The organism is Arthrobacter sp. BG5, from assembly GCF_056680155.1.
In genome coordinates this window covers 2682622-2705157 of the sequence record NZ_CM155268.1, presented here as the reverse complement: position 1 = coordinate 2705157, position 22536 = coordinate 2682622, and the positions used below count along the sequence as shown (strand labels likewise).

General features: G+C 67.9%; 17 protein-coding genes. 3 read left to right on the top strand and 14 right to left on the bottom strand.

Going from position 1 to position 22536, the window contains the following annotated elements; genetic code table 11:
• Window positions 1-8: 8 nt before the first annotated feature.
• The 3 genes from AC1MBE_RS12550 to AC1MBE_RS12540 are packed head-to-tail and all read right to left on the bottom strand — an operon-like array spanning window position 9 to window position 7580.
• A complete protein-coding gene (locus AC1MBE_RS12550; protein ID WP_479778705.1) occupies window positions 9-3704 on the bottom strand; it encodes a 1,4-alpha-glucan branching enzyme in 3696 nt (1231 codons plus the stop codon).
• 1 nt (window position 3705) lies between these two features.
• Window positions 3706-5502: a maltose alpha-D-glucosyltransferase gene (treS, locus tag AC1MBE_RS12545; RefSeq protein ID WP_479778703.1), complete on the bottom strand. Its 1797-nt coding sequence runs from the start codon at window positions 5500-5502 to the stop codon at window positions 3706-3708.
• A gap of 5 nt (window positions 5503-5507) precedes the next feature.
• Window positions 5508-7580 (bottom strand): alpha-1,4-glucan--maltose-1-phosphate maltosyltransferase, encoded by a 2073-nt coding sequence (locus tag AC1MBE_RS12540; protein WP_479778701.1) that lies wholly within the window; start codon window positions 7578-7580, stop codon window positions 5508-5510.
• Between the two features lie 140 nt (window positions 7581-7720).
• Between AC1MBE_RS12540 and glgP the strand changes: the two genes are divergently transcribed.
• Window positions 7721-10339 carry an alpha-glucan family phosphorylase gene (gene glgP, locus AC1MBE_RS12535; RefSeq protein ID WP_479778699.1) on the top strand — a complete coding sequence of 873 codons (2619 nt, stop codon included), beginning with the start codon at window positions 7721-7723 and terminating at the stop codon, window positions 10337-10339.
• A 23-nt stretch (window positions 10340-10362) separates the two neighbouring features.
• Here glgP and AC1MBE_RS12530 read toward each other — a convergent pair whose 3' ends face one another.
• Genes AC1MBE_RS12530 through glgX form a run of 3 tightly spaced genes read right to left on the bottom strand, consistent with a single transcriptional unit; the run spans window position 10363 to window position 13352 of the window.
• On the bottom strand, window positions 10363-10719 hold the full coding sequence (locus tag AC1MBE_RS12530; protein WP_479778697.1) for a barstar family protein: 357 nt from the start codon (window positions 10717-10719) through the stop codon (window positions 10363-10365).
• Window positions 10720-10725: 6 nt separating this feature from the next.
• A complete protein-coding gene (locus tag AC1MBE_RS12525; RefSeq protein ID WP_479778695.1) occupies window positions 10726-11205 on the bottom strand; it encodes a guanyl-specific ribonuclease in 480 nt (159 codons plus the stop codon).
• A 32-nt stretch (window positions 11206-11237) separates the two neighbouring features.
• Complete coding sequence (glgX, locus tag AC1MBE_RS12520; RefSeq protein WP_479778693.1) at window positions 11238-13352, bottom strand: glycogen debranching protein GlgX; 2115 nt, start codon at window positions 13350-13352, stop codon at window positions 11238-11240.
• A 110-nt stretch (window positions 13353-13462) separates the two neighbouring features.
• Between glgX and AC1MBE_RS12515 the strand changes: the two genes are divergently transcribed.
• Window positions 13463-14278, top strand: coding sequence for a carbon-nitrogen hydrolase family protein (locus tag AC1MBE_RS12515; RefSeq protein WP_479778691.1), 816 nt, complete (start codon window positions 13463-13465; stop codon window positions 14276-14278).
• Window positions 14279-14473: 195 nt separating this feature from the next.
• Here the strand turns inward: AC1MBE_RS12515 and rlmB are convergent, their stop codons facing one another.
• From rlmB to AC1MBE_RS12485, 6 genes are all read right to left on the bottom strand, one after another.
• Window positions 14474-15466: a 23S rRNA (guanosine(2251)-2'-O)-methyltransferase RlmB gene (gene rlmB / locus AC1MBE_RS12510; RefSeq protein ID WP_479778689.1), complete on the bottom strand. Its 993-nt coding sequence runs from the start codon at window positions 15464-15466 to the stop codon at window positions 14474-14476.
• A gap of 124 nt (window positions 15467-15590) precedes the next feature.
• Entirely contained in the window at window positions 15591-17036 is a 1446-nt protein-coding gene (cysS, locus tag AC1MBE_RS12505; RefSeq protein ID WP_479778687.1) for a cysteine--tRNA ligase, read from the bottom strand.
• A gap of 40 nt (window positions 17037-17076) precedes the next feature.
• A complete protein-coding gene (locus AC1MBE_RS12500; protein WP_479778685.1) occupies window positions 17077-17430 on the bottom strand; it encodes a hypothetical protein in 354 nt (117 codons plus the stop codon).
• Window positions 17431-17513: 83 nt separating this feature from the next.
• The gene (gene ispF, locus AC1MBE_RS12495; protein WP_479782595.1) at window positions 17514-17999 is read right to left on the bottom strand and encodes a 2-C-methyl-D-erythritol 2,4-cyclodiphosphate synthase; all 486 of its coding nucleotides are present in this window, start codon (window positions 17997-17999) and stop codon (window positions 17514-17516) included.
• Between the two features lie 29 nt (window positions 18000-18028).
• Window positions 18029-18847, bottom strand: coding sequence for a 2-C-methyl-D-erythritol 4-phosphate cytidylyltransferase (ispD, locus tag AC1MBE_RS12490; RefSeq protein ID WP_479778683.1), 819 nt, complete (start codon window positions 18845-18847; stop codon window positions 18029-18031).
• A gap of 93 nt (window positions 18848-18940) precedes the next feature.
• Window positions 18941-19423, bottom strand: a complete 483-nt coding sequence (locus AC1MBE_RS12485) for a CarD family transcriptional regulator (protein WP_026266570.1) — start codon at window positions 19421-19423, stop codon at window positions 18941-18943.
• Window positions 19424-19770: 347 nt separating this feature from the next.
• Here AC1MBE_RS12485 and AC1MBE_RS12480 point away from each other — a divergent pair, with 347 nt between their 5' ends.
• Window positions 19771-20373, top strand: coding sequence for a hypothetical protein (locus AC1MBE_RS12480; protein WP_479778680.1), 603 nt, complete (start codon window positions 19771-19773; stop codon window positions 20371-20373).
• A gap of 95 nt (window positions 20374-20468) precedes the next feature.
• On the opposite strand, the gene AC1MBE_RS12475 is transcribed toward AC1MBE_RS12480, so the two are convergent.
• Entirely contained in the window at window positions 20469-21149 is a 681-nt protein-coding gene (locus AC1MBE_RS12475) for a response regulator transcription factor (RefSeq protein WP_346960842.1), read from the bottom strand.
• Window positions 21146-22360: a sensor histidine kinase gene (locus tag AC1MBE_RS12470; protein WP_346960848.1), complete on the bottom strand. Its 1215-nt coding sequence runs from the start codon at window positions 22358-22360 to the stop codon at window positions 21146-21148. Before AC1MBE_RS12470 ends, AC1MBE_RS12475 begins: the two co-directional genes overlap by 4 nt.
• Window positions 22361-22536: the final 176 nt, after the last annotated feature.

Genomic DNA, 22536 nt, shown 5'->3' with positions numbered 1-22536 from the left:
CCACAGACCTACCCGACGGCCTTGAAGTACGCGGCCCCGAGCGGAGGCAACGTCACGGTGAGCGTGGCGGGCTGGCCGTCGATCCCCGCGTCGGCAGCCGTCAGGGTTCCCTCGTTCAGGACACCCGAGCCCCCGTAGGCGGCGGCGTCGGTGTTCAGGACTTCCTGCCACTCCCCTGCGGCCGGGACCCCCAGGGCGAAGTCATGGTGCGGTGCGCCGGAGAAGTTCAAGGCACACACCAGCGCGTCGCCGGCGGCGTCCCGGCGGATGAAGGTCAACACGTTGCGGTCCGCGTCGCCTCCGTTGACCCACTGGAAGCCGTCGGGGTCGTTGTCCCGTTCGTACATCGCCGGTGTGGAGCTGTACAGCTTGTTCAGGTCCTTGGTCAGGAGCTGCACACCCCGGTGCGCGGGGATGTCGGCGAGCCACCAGTCCAGGCCGTGCTGCTCGGACCATTCCGCTTCCTGGCCAAACTCGGTGCCCATGAAGATCAGCTGCTTGCCCGGGTGCGCCCACTGGTAGCCCAGGAACGCCCGCAGGTTGGCGAGCTGCTGCCAGCGGTCGCCGGGCATCTTGCGCAGCATCGAGCCCTTGCCGTGCACCACCTCGTCGTGGCTGATCGGCAGCAGGAAGTTCTCCGTGTAGGCGTAGACCATCGAGAAGGTGATGGTGCCGTGGTGCCATTTCCGGTTGAACGGGTCCTCCGCCATGTACTTGAGCGAGTCGTGCATCCAGCCCATGTTCCACTTGATCCCAAAGCCCAGGCCGCCCTGGCTGGTAGGAGCCGTGACCCCGGGGAACGCCGTGGATTCCTCGGCGATCATGACCGCGCCGGGGTGGGTCTTGTAGACCGTGGCGTTGACTTCCTGCAGGAAGGAGATCGCTTCGAGGTTTTCGCGGCCGCCGAAGCGGTTCGGCTGCCACTGGCCTTCCTCGCGGGAGTAGTCCAGGTAGAGCATGGAGGCCACGGCGTCGACGCGGAGGCCGTCGATGTGGAACTCCTCCAGCCAGTAGAGCGCATTGGCAACCAGGAAGTTGCGGACCTCGCTCCGGCCGAAGTCGAAGATCAGGGTGCCCCAGTCCGGGTGTTCGCCCAGGTTCGGGTCGGAGTGCTCGTAGAGCGGGTCGCCGTCGAACTTCGCCAGCGCCCACGCGTCCTTGGGGAAGTGCGCCGGGACCCAGTCCAGCAGCACGCCGATGCCGGCCTGGTGCAGTTCGTCCACGAGGTGCCGGAACTCGTCCGGGTGCCCGAAGCGCGAGGTCGGTGCGAAGTAGGACGTGACCTGGTAGCCCCAGGACCCGCCGAAGGGGTGTTCGGCGACGGGCATGAACTCCACGTGGGTGAAGCCGAGCCACTTCACGTACTCCACGAGTTCCTTCGCCAGCTCGCGGTAGTCCAGCCCGACCCGCCAGGAACCCAGGTGGACCTCATAGACGCTCATCGGCGCGTTGTGCGGGTCCCGGGCCGCGCGGGCCTTCATCCACTCCTCGTCCTTGAACGCGTAGGAGGGTTCCACCACGCGGGAGGCCGTCAGCGGCGGGACTTCGGTGCCGAAGGCGAGCGGATCGGCCTTCTCGACCCAGTGGCCGTACTTGGTTTTGATCTCGAACTTGTAGCACGCTCCTGCTACAACGCCCGGGATGAACAGCTCCCACACGCCCGAGGACCCGAGGGAACGCATGGAGAATTCCCGCCCGTCCCAGCCGTTGAAGTCACCCTTGACCCGCACGGCCTGCGCGTTTGGTGCCCACACCGCGAAAGACACGCCGTCAACGTCGCCCAGGGCGGACTTGTAGTGCTGGACGTGCGCGCCCAACACATCCCAGAGGCGCTCGTGCCGGCCTTCGCCGATCAGGTGCAGGTCGATCTCCCCCACCGTCGGCAGGTAGCGGTAGGGCTCGTCGGCCTGCTGCGCCGCCTGGCCCTCGTAGGTGACCTCGAGCCGGTAGTCCGGCACGTGCCCTTCGTCCACCGGCTCCAGGACGGCAACCCAGACGCCGCCCGATTCGTGCGACATCGGGAAGCTGCCTGCCGCGGTGACCACGGACACGGCTTCCGCGAGGTGCTTCACGGTACGGATGGTGACGTGGCCGTAGTCGTCGAGGTGGGCACCCAGGACCGAGTGCGGCGCGTGGTGCTCTCCGGCGGCGACCCGCGCAAGGGTCTCCGCATCCACGGGAAGCGGGACGCCGGGTCGATCGGTACGTGCTGAACCTGTCATTTTGTTACCTTCCGCTGCGGCTTCGGCGGGAACGCCGGAGCCTGTACTGCCAAGGAGACGACGGGACGCATTCACCGGGATGGCGAGCCAATCCGGCCTGTTCCGTAGTTCGTAAACAACTTCATAAAGAGCCTTGTCGAGCCACAACGCCACAAACAGCGGCGAGTCACGGTCGATGGTGCCGGGCGTGACTTCCGCATAGCCGGCCAGGAAGGCCTCGGCACAGTCGTCCACCCAGGCCGCGGGCACAACGGCGTCGTTGTATTCGCGGACGGCGGCGCCGGCGGCGTAATCAAAGGACCGCAGCATGCCGACGACGTCGCGGAGCGGCACGTCCGGGAAGTTGCGTTCCGAGATCGGCCGCAGCGGCTCGCCCTCGAAGTCCAGGATGGCCCAGCGCGCCGGCTGCCCGGTGCCGCCGGGGACCTGCAGGATCTGGCCGAGGTGCAGGTCGCCGTGGATGCGCTGCAGCCGGCCGGCGCTGCTGCCTTCCAGCCGCGAGAGGAGCGCCTCCAGTTCGTCGTCGAAGGGCCCGACGGCGGCGCCTGCCTCCGCCCACGACTGGCGGACCCGCTGGGCGACGCCCGGGGCGATGTCCCCGCCCGGCACGGACTCCGCTGCGGTGCCCAGCGCCTCGGCCAGCCGGCGGTGCACGGTGGCCGTCGCGACGCCCAGCGCCCGGGCCTCAGCGGTGAAGTCGGTGCCGGTGCTGGCCGCATCCACGGCCAGGCGCCAGGCGTCCAGGCCGCCGGCCAGGAATTCGTGCGCGACGGCGAGCTCGCCGCGCGCGGTCGCACCGCCGTCGGGGCCGGCCCATTCGCCGGTGACCCAGCCAAGGGTGGCCGGGACCTCGGTGGTGCGGCCGGCGGTCAGGGCGGCGCCGATCTCCACCTCGGGATTCTGCCCCTCGGACAGCACCCGGAAGAACTTGAGGATCGCCGCGGAGGCGCCGTCGTCGACGATCACGGAACTGTTGGACTGCTCGCCGGAGAGTACCCGGACCTTGCCCGTGGCGAAGGGCAACCGGTAGTTCGATTCCACCAGGTGGCCGGCGGCCGCGGCGTCGGCGGTGGCTGCGCGTGCCCGCATGAGTTCCAGCCAGGCCGCGATGAAGGCAGGGTCGTGGACGCCGTCGTAAATCCAGCCGTGGGCGGAGTCCGTGCCGTCCGTGGCGATCTCCCCGAGCAGGGCCGCCCCGGCACCCGCCAGCGGCAGGCTGCGGGAGCTCAGCGGCACCTGCACGACGTCGGTGCGGTTGCCGTCCGCCGTCGGGTACGTCACCGCGAGGAGCAGGACTTCAAGCGTTGCACCGATCTCCGGCGTCCCGCCAGCCGTCGGCCCGCCTTCCGGGCCGCCGCCGAGGCGCACCCGGCCGACCGGTTCGAAGCTGAAGTGGGCGCTCTTGACGGGGAACCAGCGCTGGCGCGGCAGCCAGCTGCGGAGCAGGGCGTCCAGTGCGGGGGAAAGGGTGGGTCGGGTCATTTCAGCCTTCGATGGACAGGATAGGCATCGCCTGGGTGTGCGGCGAGGCCGGGTTGGAGGCGGCCGATCGGATCCGCAGCCAGAAGAAGTCGTGGCTGCCGAGCGTGAGGGTCAGCGTGCCGTCGTCGGAGATTCCCGGGAAGGGCTGGCCGCCGAACACGTCGCGGAGCCCGCGGCCGGCGTACTGCGGGATCCGCAGCGTGGTGGCCACCGGGTGCTGGGAGAGGTTGAAGGCGCACAGGATGGTCTCCGGTTCCTCCCCGGCGGCGTTGCCCGCGGGCAGGTCGCGCAGGTAGGACAGGACGACGTCGTGGTCCGCTTCGACGTGCTGGAACGACCCGAGCCCGAAGGCGGGGTGGTTCTTGCGGACGCTGAGGATCTGCCGGGTCCAGCGCAGCAGCGAGCCGGAGTGGGCCGCCTCGGCCTCCACGTTGGCCATGCTGTAGTTGTAAACCAGCGACTGGATCACCGGGAGATACAGCTTTCCCGGGTCGGCGTGGGAGAACCCGGCGTTGCGGTCCGGGTTCCATTGCATCGGGGTGCGGACCGCGTCGCGGTCCTCGAGCCAGATGTTGTCGCCCATGCCGATCTCGTCGCCGTAGTACAGGAACGGGCTTCCCGGCAGTGAGAGCAGCAGCGCGTTGATCAGTTCGATCTCGGACCGGGAGTTATCCAGCAGCGGGGCCAGCCGGCGGCGGATGCCGATATTGGCGCGCATGCGGGGGTCCGGCGCATACCAGCCCAGCATCGCGGCGCGCTCGTCGGCAGTGACCATTTCCAGGGTCAGCTCGTCGTGGTTGCGCAGGAAGGTGCCCCACTGGGCGCCCTCGGGAATGTCCGGGGTGTCCTTCATCGTCTCGATGATGGGCGCGGCCTTCTGGTCCCGCAGCGCGTAGTACAGCCGCGGCATGATCGGGAAGTGGAAGGCCATGTGGCATTCCGGTTCCTCTTCGGTGCCAAAGTACTCCACCACTTCGGCCGGCGGCTGGTTGGCTTCGGCGATGATGACGCGGCCCGGGTAGCTCTCGTCGACCATCCGGCGCAGCTGGCGCAGGAACTCGTGGGTCGCCGGCAGGTTCTCGCAGTTGGTGCCTTCCTCCTCGAAGAGGTAGGGAATCGCGTCGGCGCGGAAGCCGTCGATGCCCTGGTCCAGCCAGAAGCGGACGACGTCGAAGAGGGCGTCGATCACCTTCGGGTTCTCGAAATTCAGGTCCGGCTGGTGGCTGAAGAAACGGTGCCAGAAGAACTGGCGGCGGATCGGGTCGAACGTCCAGTTGGATTCCTCGGTGTCCACGAAGATGATGCGCGCGTCCTGGTACTTCTCGTCCGTGTCGCTCCACACGTAGAAGTCCCCGAAGGGTCCGTCCGGGTCCTTGCGCGATTCCTGGAACCAGGGGTGCTGGTCCGAGGTGTGGTTCAGCGGCAGGTCGATGATGACCCGGACGCCGCGGGCGTGGGCTTCCGCGACGAGCCGCTTGAAGTCGCTGATGGTGCCGAATTCGTCCAGCACGGAGTTGTAGTCCGAGATGTCGTAGCCGCCGTCGCGGAGCGGGGACTGGAAGAAGGGCGGCAGCCAGAGGCAGTCGACGCCGAGCCACTGCAGGTAGTCCAGTTTCTCGATCAGGCCGTGGAAGTCGCCGGACCCGTCGCCGTTCCCGTCGGCGAAACCGCGCACCAGGACCTCGTAGAAGACCGCCTTGCGGTACCAATGCGGATCGTGCTGGAGGCCGGGCGCGTTCAGTTCGAAAGTCCCCTTCGGGGTGAAGTGCTGGTTGGGGTTGCTCGGGCTGAAACTCACTGGCGCTACCTCCGGATGCTCAGGATGTGGGCGGGTTCGACGTGCGCGTCGAGGCGTACGTAGTTGTACTCGCCCCATTCCCAGCTCTCGCCGGTCAGCAGGTCATCGACGATGAAGCCCCCGTTGTGCGTCAGGTTCTCCGGGTCCAGCTCCAGGGCTGCCAGGTCCAGGGAGACCGTGCTCTCCCGGGTGCTGTGCGGATCCACATTGACCACAATGATCAGGGTGTCCTTGGTGCCGTCCGGAAGGGTCTTGTGCTTCGAGTACACGATTGTGGCGCTGTCCGTGCTGCCGTGCAGGGTCAGGTTCTGCAGGTCGCCGAGGGCCGGGTGCGTGTGGCGGATCTCGTTGAGCCGGGTCAGGTACGGGGCCAGCGTGCGGCCGGATTCCGCCGCCGCGTCCCAGTCGCGGGCCTTGTACTCGAACTTCTCGTTGTCGATGTACTCCTCCGCTCCGGGCCGCGCCACGTGCTCGTACAGTTCGTAGCCGGCGTAGACGCCCCAGATGGGGCTGGCGGTGGCGGCCAGCGCGGCACGGATCTTGAACGCCGCCGGGCCGCCGAACTGCAGGTACTCGGTGAGGATGTCCGGGGTGTTGACGAAGAAGTTCGGCCGGAAGTAGGCCGGGGATTCGTGGCTGACCTCGTGGAAGTACTTCTCCAGCTCCTCCTTGGTGTTGCGCCAGGTGAAGTAGGTGTAGGACTGCTGGAACCCGGCCCGGCCCAGCGCGTGCATCATCGCCGGCCGGGTGAACGCCTCGGCGAGGAAAACGACGTCGGGGTTCTTCTTGTTGACCTTGGCGATCAACCACTCCCAGAACCAGACCGGCTTGGTGTGCGGGTTGTCGACGCGGAAAATCTTGACGCCATGGCTGACCCAGAGCTGGACGATCCGCAGGATCTCGTTGGACAGACCGGCCGGATCGTTGTCGAAGTTGAGCGGGAAGATGTCCTGGTACTTCTTCGGCGGGTTTTCGGCGTAGGCGATGCTGCCGTCGACGCGGGTGGTGAACCATTCCGGATGGCTCTGCACCCAGGGGTGGTCCGGGGCGGCCTGCAGCGCGAGGTCGAGGGCCACTTCCAGCCCCAGCTCGCCGGCGCGCGCCACGAAGGCATCGAAGTCCTCGAAGGTGCCCAGGTCCGGGTGGATGGCGTCGTGGCCGCCTTCCTTCGCGCCGATGGCCCACGGGGAGCCGGGGTCGTGCGGGCCGGCCAGCAGGGTGTTGTTCGGGCCCTTGCGGTGCTGGGTGCCGATCGGGTGGATCGGCGGCATGTAGATGATGTCGAAGCCCATCGCGGCCACCGCGTCGAGGCGCTTGGCGGCGGTGCGGAAGGTTCCAGAGGTCCACTCGCCGGTCTCGTGGTTGCGGACGGCGCCCTCGGAGCGCGGGAAGAACTCGTACCAGGCGCCGCGGCCGGCGAGCTCGCGCTCCACCAGCAGCGGATACGGTTCGGAGACGGTCACCAGTTCCCGGATCGGCTGGCGCGCGACGACGGCGGCGACGTCGGCGCTGAAGCCCGCGGCGAGGCGCTCTTCCGGGGTTTTCGAGCCGTCGGACAGGCCGACGACGGCGATCCGCAGGGTCCGCCGGTCCGCGGAGGGCCGGGTGGCGTCCTCGGAGGCCTCGGTCAGCAGGGCGGCACCCTCGGCCAGCATCAGGTCGACGTCGATGCCCGCCTCAATCTTGACCTCGGCGTTGTGGTGCCAGGTGCCGTAACGGTCGTGCCAGGCCTCGATCACAAAGGACCACTTGCCGGTGCCGGACGGGGTGAGCAGGCCTTCCCAGCGGTCGGTGCCTTTGCCCCGGTCTCCGCGCGGCGGGGCCAGCCGGACGCGCTGCCGTTCTTTGCCCCGCGGGTCCAGCAGGACGGCGCTGACGCCGAGCATGTCGTGGCCCTCGCGGAAGGCGGTGGCGCCGACCACAATGCTCTCGCCCACTACGGCCTTGGCGGGGAATTTTCCGTCTTCCACCGCAGGCTGCACCGCGGTGATGGGAAACCTGCCGAATTTGAGGCCCTCCGTGATCAGGGCCTTCGGCTTTTGCTTGGACACGGCACTGGTTCGCGAGTTAGTCGTCACAGCCTCGACGTTATCTACAAATCGCACAGAATGCTAAGGCTGCTCACTTTTTTGGCCGAATCCTGAAGGCAATCCGACATTTACCGGAAAGAAACTCAAAGCTGTTCCGGGGTCCCGCGTTGTCCGTTAGTGTTTCGCAGGTGAAGGCTATCCGCAGATTTACCGTCCGAACTGTTCTTCCCGAATCGATCCGGCCCCTGGCGCGGCTCGCCACCAACCTGCGCTGGTCGTGGCACCTGCCGACCCGGGAACTCTTCGAGCAGCTCAACCCGGCCGTCTGGGCCGAGAGCGCGCACGATCCGGTGACCTTCCTGGGCCTTGTCAGCAGGGAAGAGCTGCAGCGCCTCGCTGCGGACCAGGACGTGGTCCGCCGCGTCCATGAGGCCGCCGCTGACCTGGACCGGTACCTGGAACAGCCCCGCTGGTACCAGAGCCTCGGCGAGGACGCCCCGCGCTGCATCGCGTACTTCTCGCCCGAGTTCGGCATCACCGAGGTCCTTCCGCAGTACTCCGGCGGACTCGGCATCCTGGCCGGCGACCATTTGAAGGCCGCCTCGGACCTCGGCGTTCCGCTGATCGGCGTCGGGCTGCTCTACCAGGCCGGTTACTTCAAGCAGTCCCTCTCCCGCGACGCCTGGCAGCAGGAGACCTATCCCGTCCTGGATCCCGACGGCCTGCCGCTGACCCTGCTCCGCGAGGCGTCCCCGGACGGCAACGGCCGGCCAATCCAGGTTTCGCTGCCGCTCCCCCACAACCGCCGCCTGCTGGCGCACGTGTGGCGGGCCGACGTCGGGCGTGTCCCGCTGCTGCTGCTGGACTCCAACGTGGCCGGCAACGACGACGCGGCGCGCGGCATCACCGACCGTCTCTACGGCGGCGGCGGCGACCACCGGCTGCAGCAGGAGCTGCTGCTCGGGATGGGCGGCGTCAAGGCCCTGCGCGCCTTCCAGCGGCTCACCGGTGCCCCCGCACCGGAGGTCTTCCACACCAATGAAGGCCACGCCGGCTTCCTCGGGGTTGAACGGATCCAGGAGCTGATGTCCGGGGACAACGCGCTGAGCTGGGACGAAGCGCTGACCGCGGGCCGCGCCTCGACCGTGTTCACCACGCATACCCCGGTTCCGGCCGGCATCGACCGTTTCGAGACCTCGCAGATCGAGCACTTCTTCACCGCGGGCCTGGCCCCCGATGTCCCGACGTCCAAGATCCTGGACCTGGGGCGGGAGGACTTTGCCGACGGCAACCCGTTCGTCTTCAACATGGCGGTGATGGGGCTGCGCCTGGCCCAGCGCGCGAACGGCGTCGCGAAGCTGCACGGCGTCGTCTCCCGCGGCATGTTCTCGGCGCTCTGGCCGGGATTCGACCATGCCGAGGTGCCCATCACCTCGGTCACCAACGGCGTCCACGTCCCCACCTGGGTGGATCCGCGGGTGTCCCAGCTGGCGCGCGAGCAGTTCGGCTCCGACGCCGAGACGGAGGGCCGCTGGGATCTGGCCTACAACGTCAGCGACGAAGCCCTCTGGGCGCTGCGCCGCGAGATGCGGGTCTCCCTCGTGGAAGACGTCCGCCGCCGGCTCCGGGCCGCCTGGAAGAAGCGCGGCGCCGCGGACGCCGAACTGTCCTGGACCGACTCGGTGCTGGACCCGGACATCCTGACCATCGGCTTCGCCCGCCGGGTGCCGACCTACAAGCGCCTCACGCTGATGCTGCGCGATCCGGACCGGCTCAAGGCCCTGCTGCTGCACAAGACGCACCCGATCCAGCTGGTGATTGCGGGCAAGTCGCACCCCGCGGATGACGCCGGCAAGAAGATGATCCAGGACCTGGTCCGTTTCACCGACGACCCCGCGGTCCGGCACCGGATCGCGTTCCTGCCCAACTACGACATCGCCATGGCCCGGACCTTGTTCCCTGGCTGCGATGTGTGGCTGAACAACCCGCTCCGCCCGCTTGAGGCGTGCGGCACGTCGGGGATGAAGGCCGCGCTTAACGGCTCGCTGAACCTCTCGGTGCTGGATGGCTGGTGGGACGAAATGTACGACGGCGAGAACGGCTGGGCCATTCCGACGGCCAACAACGACGCGTCTTCCGAGGAGCGGGACGACATCGAGGCCGCGGCCCTGTACGAACTCCTCGAAACCCAGGTGGCGCCGAAGTTCTACGGCCTCACGGTCTCCGATGAGGCGGGCGCCGCCGGCCCCTCGCAGCCCCGGCCGCAGAAGGTTCCCACGCACTGGGTCTCGATGATCAAACACACCATGGCGCACCTGGGACCGGCCGTGTCCGCGAACCGGATGCTGCAGGACTACGTCAATGTCCTCTACCGGCCGGCCGCGGTGGCCGGGCGGCAAGCGTCGGCGGACAACTTCGCCGCAGCGAAGGAGCTCGCCGCCTGGTGTTCCCGGACCCGCGCCGCCTGGCCGCAGGTCCAGGTGGAACACGTCGATTCCGTGGGCGTGTCCGAGGATCCGCAGATCGGCGACGACCTGCAGGTGAACGCCTACGTGGCGCTCCACTCGCTGCCGCCGGAGGACGTGTCCGTGGAGGTAGCCTTCGGCCGCGCCGAGGACAGCGATGAGCTGACCGACGTCACCGTGGCCGAGCTGCAGTCCGTGGAGGACCTGGGCAAGGGCCGGTACCTGTTCAGCGGGACCCTCGTGATCGACCGGTCCGGCTCCTTCGGCTACACCGTCCGGGTGCTGCCCAAGCACGAGGGGCTGGCGTCGAAGGCCGAGCTGGGCCTGATCGTCAACGCCTAGCCTGTCCCCCGGTCCCGCAACCGCTAGAGGCAGATGGTGATGACGTTGAGGTCCTTGCCTGCGTAGCGTTCGGCGTCCTGCAGGATTTCGCAGATGATGCCGAAGGCGCGGTCGGCGCGAAAGACGGCCGGGACCTGCCAGATGACGGTGACCGGCGGCTGCCCGTCCGCACTGACGGCGTCGGCGAAGTCGTGCAGCGAATCGTTGAGGGCATCCAGGTTCACGCCGTAGTGCTCGGGGAAGTCCAGGGCCTCGCCGAAGGTCTGCAGCACGGCTTTTTTGGAGTCCGCGGCGGGGATCACGAGGGCCCGTCGGCCGGCGTCGTGGACCTGGGCCTGCAATTCCTCAAGGGTCCAGGTGTCGGCGGAGAAAATCTTCATGGTTCCTTACTTGCCCTCGACGATGAATTTGAACGATTCGTAATGGTCGGCGGTGTAGTACTTCTCACCGGTTGCGCCGGTGACGATCCGGCGCGCGCCCCGGCTCGTCACCCTTGGCGTCGGCACCGTGAATTCGCGGTAATAACCTGATGCTTTCCGCGGAAGAATCCGCTCGAAATTGCCAAAAACGGCGTTGTCCTGACCATAGGGGTACGGGCCGCCGCGGGCGATCAGGACCAGAACCCGCCGCGCTTCAGGGGGCAGGCTGGAAGCCTTGATTTCCGGCAGCCGGGAGGGATTGGCGACGCCCGATGACGGAACCTGGCCCGGCGCCGGGGCCCGGGAGGCGGTGACGCTGCCGGACGAAGCGGCCCGGCCGTCCGCCGGCGGGGCGGTCCCGGTTTGCGGGATGCCGGCCAGAACGAACCCCAGCACCACGAGTCCCAGCAGCACGGCGATGAGGGCGGTCAGTCGTCGGGTCTTCATTCGTTGTTCCCCCATGCCGGGTGTACGGGCACTTAAACGCGGTAGATGTTGATGCTGTTGGCCTGGACCACGTCCCGCTCGCCGGAGGAGATGCGGACGCCCTGGCGGCGGTCATGCAGCTCCGACGTCGTCAGCCGGAGCTCGTAAAGCCGGTGGCCGCCGCCGTCGTCAGCGGGAATGGCGGGGAGCGTGACCTTGACGTCCTGCGCGGAGCCGTTGACCACCACGAGGCCGTCCACGCGGCCGTCGTCGGAGCCCAGCAGGAGCTGGACCACCCGGTGGCCGGGGTCCTGCCAGCGGTCCCCGGACATCGGTTCGCCGTGGGCGTCGAACCAGTGGAAGTAGGACTGCTGGTCGCGCGCGGGGTAGTCGTGCGGCTGGCCGGCGAGGAACTCCTTGCGCAGCCGGATCACGCGTTTGGTGCTGCGCAGCATCGCGTGCGACTCCGGGGTGCTGGTCCAGTCGATCCAGGTCAGCGGGTTGTCCTGGCAGTAGGCGTTGTTGTTGCCCTGCTGGCTGCGGCCGATCTCGTCCCCGGCGGTGATCATGGGCACGCCCTGGGAGATCATCAGCGAGGCCATCAGGTTGCGGCTGGTCTGGGCGCGCCGTGCGAGGACTTCCTCGTCTTCGGTGCGGCCCTCAAAGCCGTGGTTGTAGCTGCGGTTGTCGCCGTGGCCGTCGCGGTTTTGCTCCCCATTGGCCTCGTTGTGCTTGCGGTCGTAGGAGACCAGGTCGGCCAGGGTGAAGCCATCGTGCGCGGTGATGAGGTTGACCGAGGCCAGCCGGCTCCGCCCCGAGGCGGCAAACAGGCCCGCCGACCCGGACAGTGCGTCCGCGAGCCGCGCCACCGACCCGCCCTGCCCTCCGGCGTCGATCGCGGCGCGGTCGGCCAGCCAGAACGTGCGGACGGCGTCGCGGAAATGGTCGTTCCAGTCCACCCAGCCCGGCGGGAACCTGCCCGTTTGCCAGCCGCCGTAGCCGACGTCCCAGGGTTCGGCGATGAGCTTCGTTTCGGACAGCACCGGATCCGCTGCGATGGCAACCAGGAGGGGGTGCCGGGGATCGAACTCGTTGTTGGCATTGCGGCACAGGGTGACGGCGAGGTCGAAGCGGAACCCGTCGACGTGGAACTCGTTGACCCAGTAGCGCAGGGAATCCAGCACCAGTTGCACCACCCGGGGCTCACCAAAGTCCAGGGAGTTGCCGCAGCCGGTGGTGTCCACGTACTTGCCGTTGCCGTCGTGGCGGTAGTACTCCAGCTCGCCCAGGCCGCGGAAACTCAGGGTGGGGCCGTCCGCGCCGCCTTCCGCGGTGTGGTTGTAGACGACGTCGAGGATCACCTCGAGCCCGGCGTCGTGCAGCAGTTTGACCATGCCCTTGAACTCGTCCTGGACGGCTTTCGGACCCGCGTCCTGGGCGGCCTGGGTGGCGTAGCCGGGGTGCGGCGCGAAGAATGCGGCCGTGTTGTAGCCCCAGTAGTTGGGCAGTCCGAGGTTCTGCAGGTGCGGCTCGTCGATGTGGAAGTGGACGGGCAGCAGCTGCACGGCGGTGACGCCGAGCGAGACCAGGTGCTCGACCATGGCCGGGTGCGCCATTCCCGCGTAGGTGCCCTGAAGGTGCTCCGGGATGTCCGGATGCAGCATGGTCTGGCCGCGTACGTGGGCCTCGTAGATGATGGTGTTGCGCCACGCGGTGCGCGGTAAGTGGTCCAAGCCCCAGTCGAAGTCGCTGGACATCCGCACGCTGGTGATGAAGTCCGCGCGTTCGTCCACGCCGCGGCCGTAGGGGTCGAGCAGCAGCGGCTGGCCGCCGTCGGCGTCGAAGTCCGGCGCCGGCACGGAGAGCGGGAGCGTTTCGGCCTCCGGCGAGGCGCGCAGGCCGTAGCGCGAACCGACCGGCAGTCCCTCGACGATGCCGTGGTGGACGCCGTCTGTGACGTTGGGCAGCGTATCGAGCTGCCAGCTGCCGCCGGGCGCCTGGAAGGCGATGTCCAAGGTGGTCACGCCCGGGGCGTAGACGGCCACATTTGCGAAGGCACCACGAGGATCGTCCGTTGCCGGGGAACCCGTGCGCGGGACGCTGACACCGAGCGGAAACGGCCGCGAGGCGTCTACGGTGGTAGCTGAATCTACAAAAGACTTGACCATCGTTTAAAGCTTAGCCGGGGATGACAAATGGGCCCGGTTTCCGCTCCGCGGCGTGGGCCGCCGTCGGCCCGCGCCGCATACTGGGAGTACACGCTGAACTGGAGGTAATTGTGCGGGTTGCACTGGCTCAAATCATCACCGGCCGCGAGCCGGACCTGAATCTGGACCTCGTGCGGGAATACGCCGGCCGGGCCAAGGCCGGCGGAGCGGACCTCGTGGTCTTCCCCGAAGCGACCATGCGCGCCTTCGGCAACTCGCTGCTGGACATCGCAGAGCCGCTCGACGGCCCCTGGGCCGCGCAGGTCCGCGCCATCGCGGCCGAACTCGGCATCGTGATCGTCGCCGGCATGTTCACCCCCGGTACGACCGCCGCCGGCGACCGCAACGACCGCAAGGTCCGCAACACGCTCCTGGTTGCCGGGCCCGGAGTGGACACCAGCTACGACAAGATCCACCTCTACGACGCCTTCGGCTTCGCCGAGTCGGACACCGTGGACGCCGGCACCGAACCCGTCACGTTCGACGTCGGCGGCGTCACTTTCGGCCTGGCCACCTGTTACGACGTCCGGTTCCCGGACCTCTTCACGGAAAACGCGGAGCGCGGCGCCGCGGTCAACATCGTTTGTGCTTCCTGGGGTGCCGGGCCGGGCAAGGTCGAGCAGTGGAAATTGCTGTCCCGGGCCCGCGCCGCGGACTCCACCACCTTCGTGCTGGCATGCGGCCAGGGCGATCCCGCCAGCGTTGGCCTCGAGTCGAAGGGTTCCGCGCCCACCGGCGTCGGGCACTCCGCCGTCGTCTCCCCCTTCGGCGACGTCCTCCAGGAGCTTGACGGCGCCCCCGGCCTGCTCTTCGCCGACCTGGACCTGGCCGTCGTCGACGATGCCCGCACCAAACTCCCCGTCCTCGCCAACCGCCACAGGTTCTAGACGACCCTCCCGCACATCCTGCGGTTTAAACCCAAACCCTCCCGCAGATCCGGCGGTTTAAACCGCAACGCTCCCTCACTTGAGGTGAGGGAGCGTTTGACTAGAAGCCACCACAAGTGCCGGAGCGTCCTGCTGGAAGCCGCCACAACTGCGGGAGCGTCCTGCCGGAAGCCGCCAGAAGTGAGGGAGCGTCGGTTACTTGGCGGCTCGCTGGCGGGAGATCTCGTAGAGCGAGATGCCGACGGCCATGGAGGCATTGAGCGATTCCATCGCGGAATCGATCGGAATGGAGACGATCTGGTCGCAGTTTTCGCGGACCAGGCGGCTCAGGCCCTTGCCTTCGGACCCGACGACGATGCAGACCGGCTCGGTGGCCAGGGCAAGGTCCGGCAGCGAGACGTCGCCGTCGCCATCCAGGCCGAGGACGTAGATGCCCATGTTCTTGAAGGCTTTGAGTGTGCTGTTCAGGTTGGCGGCGCGGGCGACGGGTACGCGGACGGCGGCGCCGGCGCTGGTCTTCCAGGCCGAAGCGGTGACGCCGACGGACCGGCGTTCCGGAACGATCACACCGTGACCACTGAACGCGGAGACCGAGCGGATGATCGCGCCGAGGTTGCGCGGGTCGGTGATCCCGTCGAGGGCGACGAAGAGCGGCGCGTTGGCGACGTGGCCCTTCTTCCAGCTCTCGATGGTTTCCTCGGCCAGTTCGTAGGCGTCCTGGTATTCGTACGGCGGAATCTGCAGCAGGAGGCCCTGGTGGATGGCGTCGTCCGTCATCCGGTCCAGTTCGGGCTTGCCGGTTTCGAGCAGCGGGATGCCGCGTTCGGCCGCGAGCTTGAGCGATTCCTTGACCCGGTCGTCCATCTCGATCCGGATGGCGACGTGCAGGGCCTTGGCGGGGATGCCGGCGCGGAGGGCCTCGACCACGGAGTTGCGCCCGGTGACGACTTCCTCGGTGGCACGGCCCTTGGGGCCGGAGCGGGCGCCGGCACCGGCGCTGCGGGCACCCGTCCCGCGCTTGGCGGCGGAGCGCTCCGCAAGCTGCTTGTTCTTGTGGGCCTTGTGGTACGGGCGGTCCTCCGCTTTGGGCGTGGGGCCCTTACCCTCGAGGGCTTTACGGCCGTGACCGCCGGTCCCGACGGTGGGGCCCTTCTTCATTTTGACCGAGCGGCGACCGTTGTTGGCCATGAGTTTCACCCTTTTAACTACGCGATTCGTTGATAAGTCTGAACTCCAGTCTACTGACTCGCGTTAAATCCTCGACCGCACGGTCCCCCGGCGGCCCGCCGTAGCTGGCGGGGGCGGGACGGGCTCAGGCGCGCTTCAGGCTCCAGCTGGCGCCGTCCGCACCGTCCTCGACGACGACGCCGGCCGCCGCGAGGGTGTCGCGGATGGCGTCCGAGGCGGCCCAGTCCTTGCCAGCGCGGGCCTGCGCGCGGGCGGCGAGCTGGGCCTCGACCAGGACGCCGAGGGCGGCGTTGGCCTGTTCGTCGGCTGCCGGCGCCGCGGCGTCGCTGAGACCAAGGACACGCAGCATAGCCGTGACGCCGGCCAGTGCCTGCTGGGCGTCGTCTAGCTCGCCGGCGGTGAGCGCCGTGTTGCCGGCGCGGACGGTGTCATGCAGGACGGCGAGGGCCTGCGGGACGTTGAGGTCGTCGTCCATCGCGGCGGCGAAGGCGTCCGGGACGGTGCCGGCTTCGTGTCCGGGAGCGCCGCCAAGGGTCCGGACGGCGCGGCTGATGAAGCCGTCGATCCGCTCCACCGCGGCCGCGGCTTCGCTCAGCGAGGTGGGCTGGTAGTCAAGCACCGAGCGGTACTGCGCCTGCCCGAGGTAGTACCGGACCACCCGCGGCGGGGCGAGTTCCAGCATTTCGGCGGGACTGACGGTGTTGCCGATGGACTTGGACATCTTTTCGCCGGCGTAGGTGACCATGCCGTTGTGCATCCAAAAGTTGGCGAAGCCGTGGCCCGCGGCCTGGGACTGCGCCATCTCGTTTTCGTGGTGCGGGAACCTCAGGTCCAGCCCGCCGCCGTGGATGTCGAACTCGGTGCCGAGGTACTTGGTGACCATCGCGGAGCACTCCAGGTGCCAGCCCGGCCGGCCGGCGCCCCACGGCGAGGCCCAGCTCGCCGTCGCCGGCTCCCCCTCCTTGTGGCCCTTCCAGAGCGCGAAGTCGCGCGGATCCTTCTTTCCCCGGGGGTCGGCGTCGGGGGCTCCCTGCATGTCATCGAGCTTTTGCCGGGTCAGTGAGCCGTACTTGGCCCAGGAGCGCACATCGAAGTAGACGTCGCCGGAATCATCCAGGGCCGGGTAGGCGTGGCCGCGGTCGATCAGCTGCTGGATGAGCGCGTGCATCTCCGGGATGTGGCCCGTGGCGCGCGGCTCGTAGGTGGGGCGGGTGACGCCCAGGGTGTCGTAGGCCTTGAGGAATTCCTGCTCGTAGCGGTACGCCAGCGCCCACCATTCCTCCTCGCGGACGGTGCCCGGCTCGCCCTCGAAGCCGGGGTCGAACGATTCGGCGGACTTGGCGAGGATCTTGTCGTCGATGTCGGTGACGTTGCGGACCGCGGTGACGCGGAAGCCGCGGTACTGCAGCCAGCGGGTGAGCTGGTCGAAGGCGATCGCGGAGCGGATGTGCCCGACGTGCGGCATGCCCTGCACCGTGGCGCCGCAGTAGTAGAGGCTCACTTTGCCCGGAACCAGGGGGACGAAGTCGCGGACTTCGGCGGATGCAGTGTCGTAAAAGCGCAGGGTCACCGCTCCAGATTAGCCGATGCCCGGGGACCGGCCCGGCGAGCTACTTGCAGTGCTGGCCAATCTTGTCCATCTGCTGCCTGAGCTGTGTCAGCTGCTCGGAGGTCTGCCTGCCGGTGGGGCTGTCCCCCACCTGTTTCATGACGTCAGCCATCTGCTGGATCGGCTCGGCGATCTCCGGGGCCACCTTGTCCGCCACCTCCTGGTAGTGCTGGCCGATCTGGCTGGCCTTTTCCTTGTCGCTCCCCTTGGGCACAAAGGTGTCCGTGGTGAGGAACTTGCAGCTTTCCTCGACGCTCATCCGGGGTGTGGTGGTGGCCGGCGGCGTCGCGGAGCCGGCGCACCCGGACAGCAGCGTTCCTGCGACAAGGACCACAACGGGAAGCAGCTTTTTCACGGGGGTCTCCTGACAGTTGCGGAGGGTTGTCCCTTAAGCGTAGGCCCGTTTGCCCCGCCGGGGTCAGCCGGGCTCAGCCAATCTCAGTCGGCCGGATAAACCAGCGCCGTGGCCGTGGCGGCGATGCCTTCGCCGCGGCCGGTGAAGCCGAGGCCGTCACTCGTGGTGGCTGAGACACTTACCGGTGCGCCGGCGGCCGCGCTGAGAACCCGCTGGGATTCCTCCCGGCGCGGGCCGAACTTGGGCCGGTTCGCCACAAACTGCACGGCGATATTGCCGATCTCGAAGCCGCCGGCGCGGACAATCCGGGCGGCCTCGGCCAGCAGGGTGACGCCCGAGGCTCCGGCGTATTCGGGGCGGTCGGTACCGAAGTGTGTGCCCAGGTCCCCGATCCCGCACGCGGAGAACAGCGCATCCGCGGCGGCGTGGGCCACCGGGTCGCCGTCGGAGTGGCCGGCAAGGCCCCGCTCGCCTTCCCAGTGCAGGCCGCCGAGCCACAGCGGCTGCGGCGCGTCCTCCGGGGCGTAGGCGTGGACATCGATGCCGATCCCTGTCCGCGGGATCAGCATGCCGGGCTGCGGCTGGTCCGCGGCCATGTTCAGCCCTCCACCCAGCGTGCGCCCAGCGGACCCTCGAGGAGACCCTCCGCGAGGATCAGGTCCAGCGGCGTGGTGATCTTCAGCGACTGGCTGGCGCCGCGCACGGCGTAGACCGGAACGCCGAGCAGTTCCACCAGCATGGCGTCGTCCGTGACGGCAGCTGCGCGTGCGCCGTCGAATCCCGCGGCTTCCTCATGGGCCCGCCGCAAGGTGGTGAGCTCGAAGCCCTGCGGGGTCTGGACCGCCCGCAGCACCTCCCGGGCCGCGGTGCCGGTGACCACTTCCGGAGCGATGCTGGCGTCGGCGCCGTGGGTGGCGTCCACCGTCTTGACGGTGTCCACCACGGGCATCACCGGGATCACGGCGAGGGCGCCGGCTTCGAGGGCGGCGGCCACGCGGTGGAAGACGGATTCGGGGGTGAGCGCCCGGGCGGCGTCGTGGACCAGGACGGACTGGGTGCCCGGCGCGAGCGCGGAAAGCGCGGCACGCACGGATTCGGCCCGGCTGGCACCGCCGTCGACGACGGTGACATCCGGCAGCTGCACGGCAGACCCGGACACGGCTGTGCGGCGGTGGTCGGCGTGCAGCTCGGCGGCGAAGGCCTCGCACTGGGCTCGGAGTTCCGTGTCCCCGGGCGGGAGGGCGACACAGATCTGGTGCGCAACCCCGGCCGCGGCAACGCCCCGCAGGGCGTGCGTGAGGATGCTGTCGCCGCCCAGCGGCACCTTGGCCTTCGGCATGCCGTAGCCCAGGCGCTGGCCGGATCCGGCGGCGACGAGGATGACCGCGGTGCCGGGAGCTGTCGATGCAGTGTTCATGCGGACAAGACTACGTCCCGGTGCCGCGCCCCCGCCGGTTTTGGGCAAAAAGAAGCCCCGGCGGCCGTTACGCCACCGGGGTTCGATTCTTGGTTAGGAAGCCAGGACCTCGTCGAGAACGCTTGCGGCCTTCTCTTCATCAGTCTTTTCAGCCAGTGCCAGTTCTGAAATCAGAATCTGGCGGGCCTTGGCCAGCATGCGCTTCTCCCCAGCGGAGAGACCCCGGTCGTGATCGCGGCGCCACAGGTCGCGGACGACCTCTGCCACCTTGATGACGTCACCGGAAGCAAGCTTTTCCAGGTTTGCCTTGTAACGACGCGACCAGTTGGTGGGCTCTTCAGTGAACTCGGCCCGCAGCACGTCGAATACGTGCTCCAAGCCTTCCTTGCCCACTACGTCCCGGACCCCAACAAGGTCAACGTTTTCTGCTGGAACTTCAATGGTCAGATCACCCTGAGCCACCTTGAGCTTGAGATACATCTTCTCTTCGCCCTTGACAGTGCGCATCTTGATTTCTTCAATTTTGGCTGCACCGTGGTGAGGGTAAACTACTGTCTCGCCGACCTCAAAAACCATGTGGACATTCCCCTTTCCCGCAGACCAGTTTATCACGATTAAGGCATACAACTGCCATGGATCGTGCCCTGAAACCGCGGAAATCCGCGGAAAATGGCCTGAATCGGCCCCTTAAAACCCTTGACGAATGCGGATAATAGTGCATTGGCCACCCCCTGCCAAGGGCTTGGAGGTTCGACGGCGGACGCGCCGCGGGGCGTACCGGGAGGGTGCACCGGAGGGCGGCCCCGCGCCGGCCGGGTGCACCGCACGGGCGACTATGTGTACTCCCCCGAATCCGCGTTTGAGGGCTAATGCGGATAGGCTATGCCTGAATAATGTTTCAAGACTCTCAAGGAGTGCGTGACGTGCGTTTCACTGCGATGACCCGGGGCCGGCGCGGCAAGCTGGCAATGGCAACGGCTGCACTTGGCATTGGCCTGCTGTCGGTGACCGGCTGCGGCTATATCAATGCCCAGCAGACCACTGAGCAGTACTCGGCGTCGGACGGGACCCGGACCGACCTCGGACCGCTCCAGCTCCGTAACATGATGATCGTCTCCGACGGCGAGGACAAGCCGGGCCGCGTGATCGGCGCCGTGTACAACACCTCCGCCAACGATGTGAAGCTCACCATCAACGGCGCCGGCGGATCCCAGACCCAGGTTCCGGTGAAGAAGAACTCCTATGCCCTGCTGAACGAATCGGCCGACCCGGCCATCCTCAGCACCTCAGGCGGCAAGCCCGGCTCCCTGGTGGAGGTCACGATCCGCGAAGACGCCACCAACCTGGACGCCAAGTTCAAGATGCCGGTCCTGGACGCCACGATCACGGACTACAAGCAGTACCTGCCCAGCGCCGAGCCCACCAGCTCAGGAACCCCCACCGGTACCGCCACACCGTCGTCGCCGCCGTCGGAGACCCCCTCGGAAACTCCGTCGGAGACTCCGTCGGCCACCCCGACGCCGTAGCACTCCCATACGAAAGGAGCGGCACCCGCACGGGTGCCGCTCCTTTTTGCTTTAACCAGCCCCAGCTCCGAAGCCAGGGCCGCGCCGTCCGCCGCTTACGGCTCGAACTTGTAGCCCAGCCCGCGGACGGTGATCAGGTACCGCGGCGCCGAAGGGTCGGGCTCGATCTTGCTGCGCAGCCGCTTCACGTGCACGTCCAGGGTCTTCGTATCGCCCACGTAGTCAGAGCCCCAGACCCGGTCGATCAGCTGGCCGCGGGTGAGGACCCGGCCGGAATTGCGCAGCAGCATCTCGAGCAACTCGAATTCCTTCAGCGGCAGCGAGACCTGCTCGCCCTTGACGCTGACCACGTGCCGCTCAATGTCCATCCGGACCGGGCCGGCCTGGACGGTGCTGGAGACCAGTTCCTCCGGTTCACCGTGGCGGCGCAGCACGGCCCGGACCCGGGCCACCAGCTCGCGCGAGGAGTAGGGCTTCGTGACGTAGTCATCGGCGCCGAGCTCAAGGCCCACCACCTTGTCGATTTCGGCGTCCTTGGCGGTCAGCATGATGACGGGGACGGAGGAGCGCTGGCGCAGCTGGCGGCACACCTCGGTCCCCGACTGCCCGGGCAGCTGCAGGTCCAGGAGGACCAGGTCGGCGCCGTTGCGGTCGAATTCGGTGATGGCGTCCAGGCCGTTGTCCACGACCTCCACCTCGAATCCTTCCTTGCCCAGCAGGTAGGACAGCGGGTCGCTGAACGACTCCTCGTCCTCGACAATAAGAATCCGGCTCAAGCGCTAGCTCCTTGCTCATGGACGCCGGCGGCGTCACGTCGTTCGTGTCGTGCGTTCTGCGGGGACCGGCGGGGCTCCGCGGCGGTCTCGTCCTGGCCCTCCATCTCGGGGAGGCGGATGGTGAAGGTGGAGCCCTGCCCCGGCTGGGACCAGAGCGTCACTTCGCCGCCGTGGTTGGCCATCACGTGCTTGACGATGCTCAGACCCAGGCCGGTGCCGCCGGTGTGGCGGGAGCGGGCGGAGTCCACCCGGTAAAAGCGTTCAAAGACACGCTCCTGGTCTTCGGGGCTGAGGCCCTCGCCTTGGTCCGTCACCGAGACCGCGACCAGTCCGTCGCGGGCGCGCACGCCGACGCCCACCCGGGTGTTCTCCGGCGAGTAGCGGATGGCGTTGTCGATCAGGTTGCGCAGCGCCGTGACCAGCAGGTCCTGGTCCCCGTAGACCATCGCGTCGGTCCGGCCGCCCACAACAATCTCGATATTCTTGCTTTCGGCCGGGAGCTGGGACCGGTCCACGGCTTCGGCGACCACCGTGTTGATGTCCACGGGGTGGGCCTGCTGGGCAACGTTGGCCCCCTGCAGCCGGGAGAGTTCGATGATGTCCTGCACCAGCGCGGCCAGCCGGGTGGATTCCTTGTGCATGCGCTTGGCGAACCGGCGGACGGCTTCCTCGTCGTCCGGAGAGGCTTCGAGGGCTTCGGCCAGCAGCGAGATCGCGCCGACCGGGGTCTTGAGCTCGTGCGAGACGTTGGCGACGAAGTCGTTGCGGATCTCTTCGGTGCGGGTGATCTCGGTGCGGTCGTCGGCGAGCAGCAGGATATATTCCTCGCCGAGCATGGCGGCCCGGACCTGCACCACGATGGTCCCCTGGCCCAGCGGGCCGCGGGGCAGCTCGAGCTGCTTTTCAAGGATCACCCCGTCGCGCCGGACTTTGGCGGTCATTTCCAGCAACTGCTGGTGCACCACCGTGTGCCCCCGGACCAGGCCGTAGGCGTAGGCGGCCGGGCTGGCCCGCACCACGCCGTCTACCGCGTCCACGACGACGAACGCGCGCCCGACGACGGCGAGCACCTCGGCGGCGCCGTCGGGAAGCGAGGGGTCGCCGGTTTCGACGTCGCTGATTTTTCGCTGCTGCTCACTGATCCGGAAGGCGAGCACGCCGAAAATGCCAAGCGACAGGCCGACCAGTCCCGCGATCACACCGATGAGCATTGGATCCACGGCTCCAGCTTATGCGGTGCGGCCCGCCGGAAATCGAAAACTTGTGCGATTGCACCGCTGGTTCAGCTAACGTTCACCTATTGAGGCGTAACAGTTCACCGGACGCTGGAAGGGTGGCAGGTTGAACGCCGCTACGGTGAAACGAAACGGCCGGGCATTGTGATGCC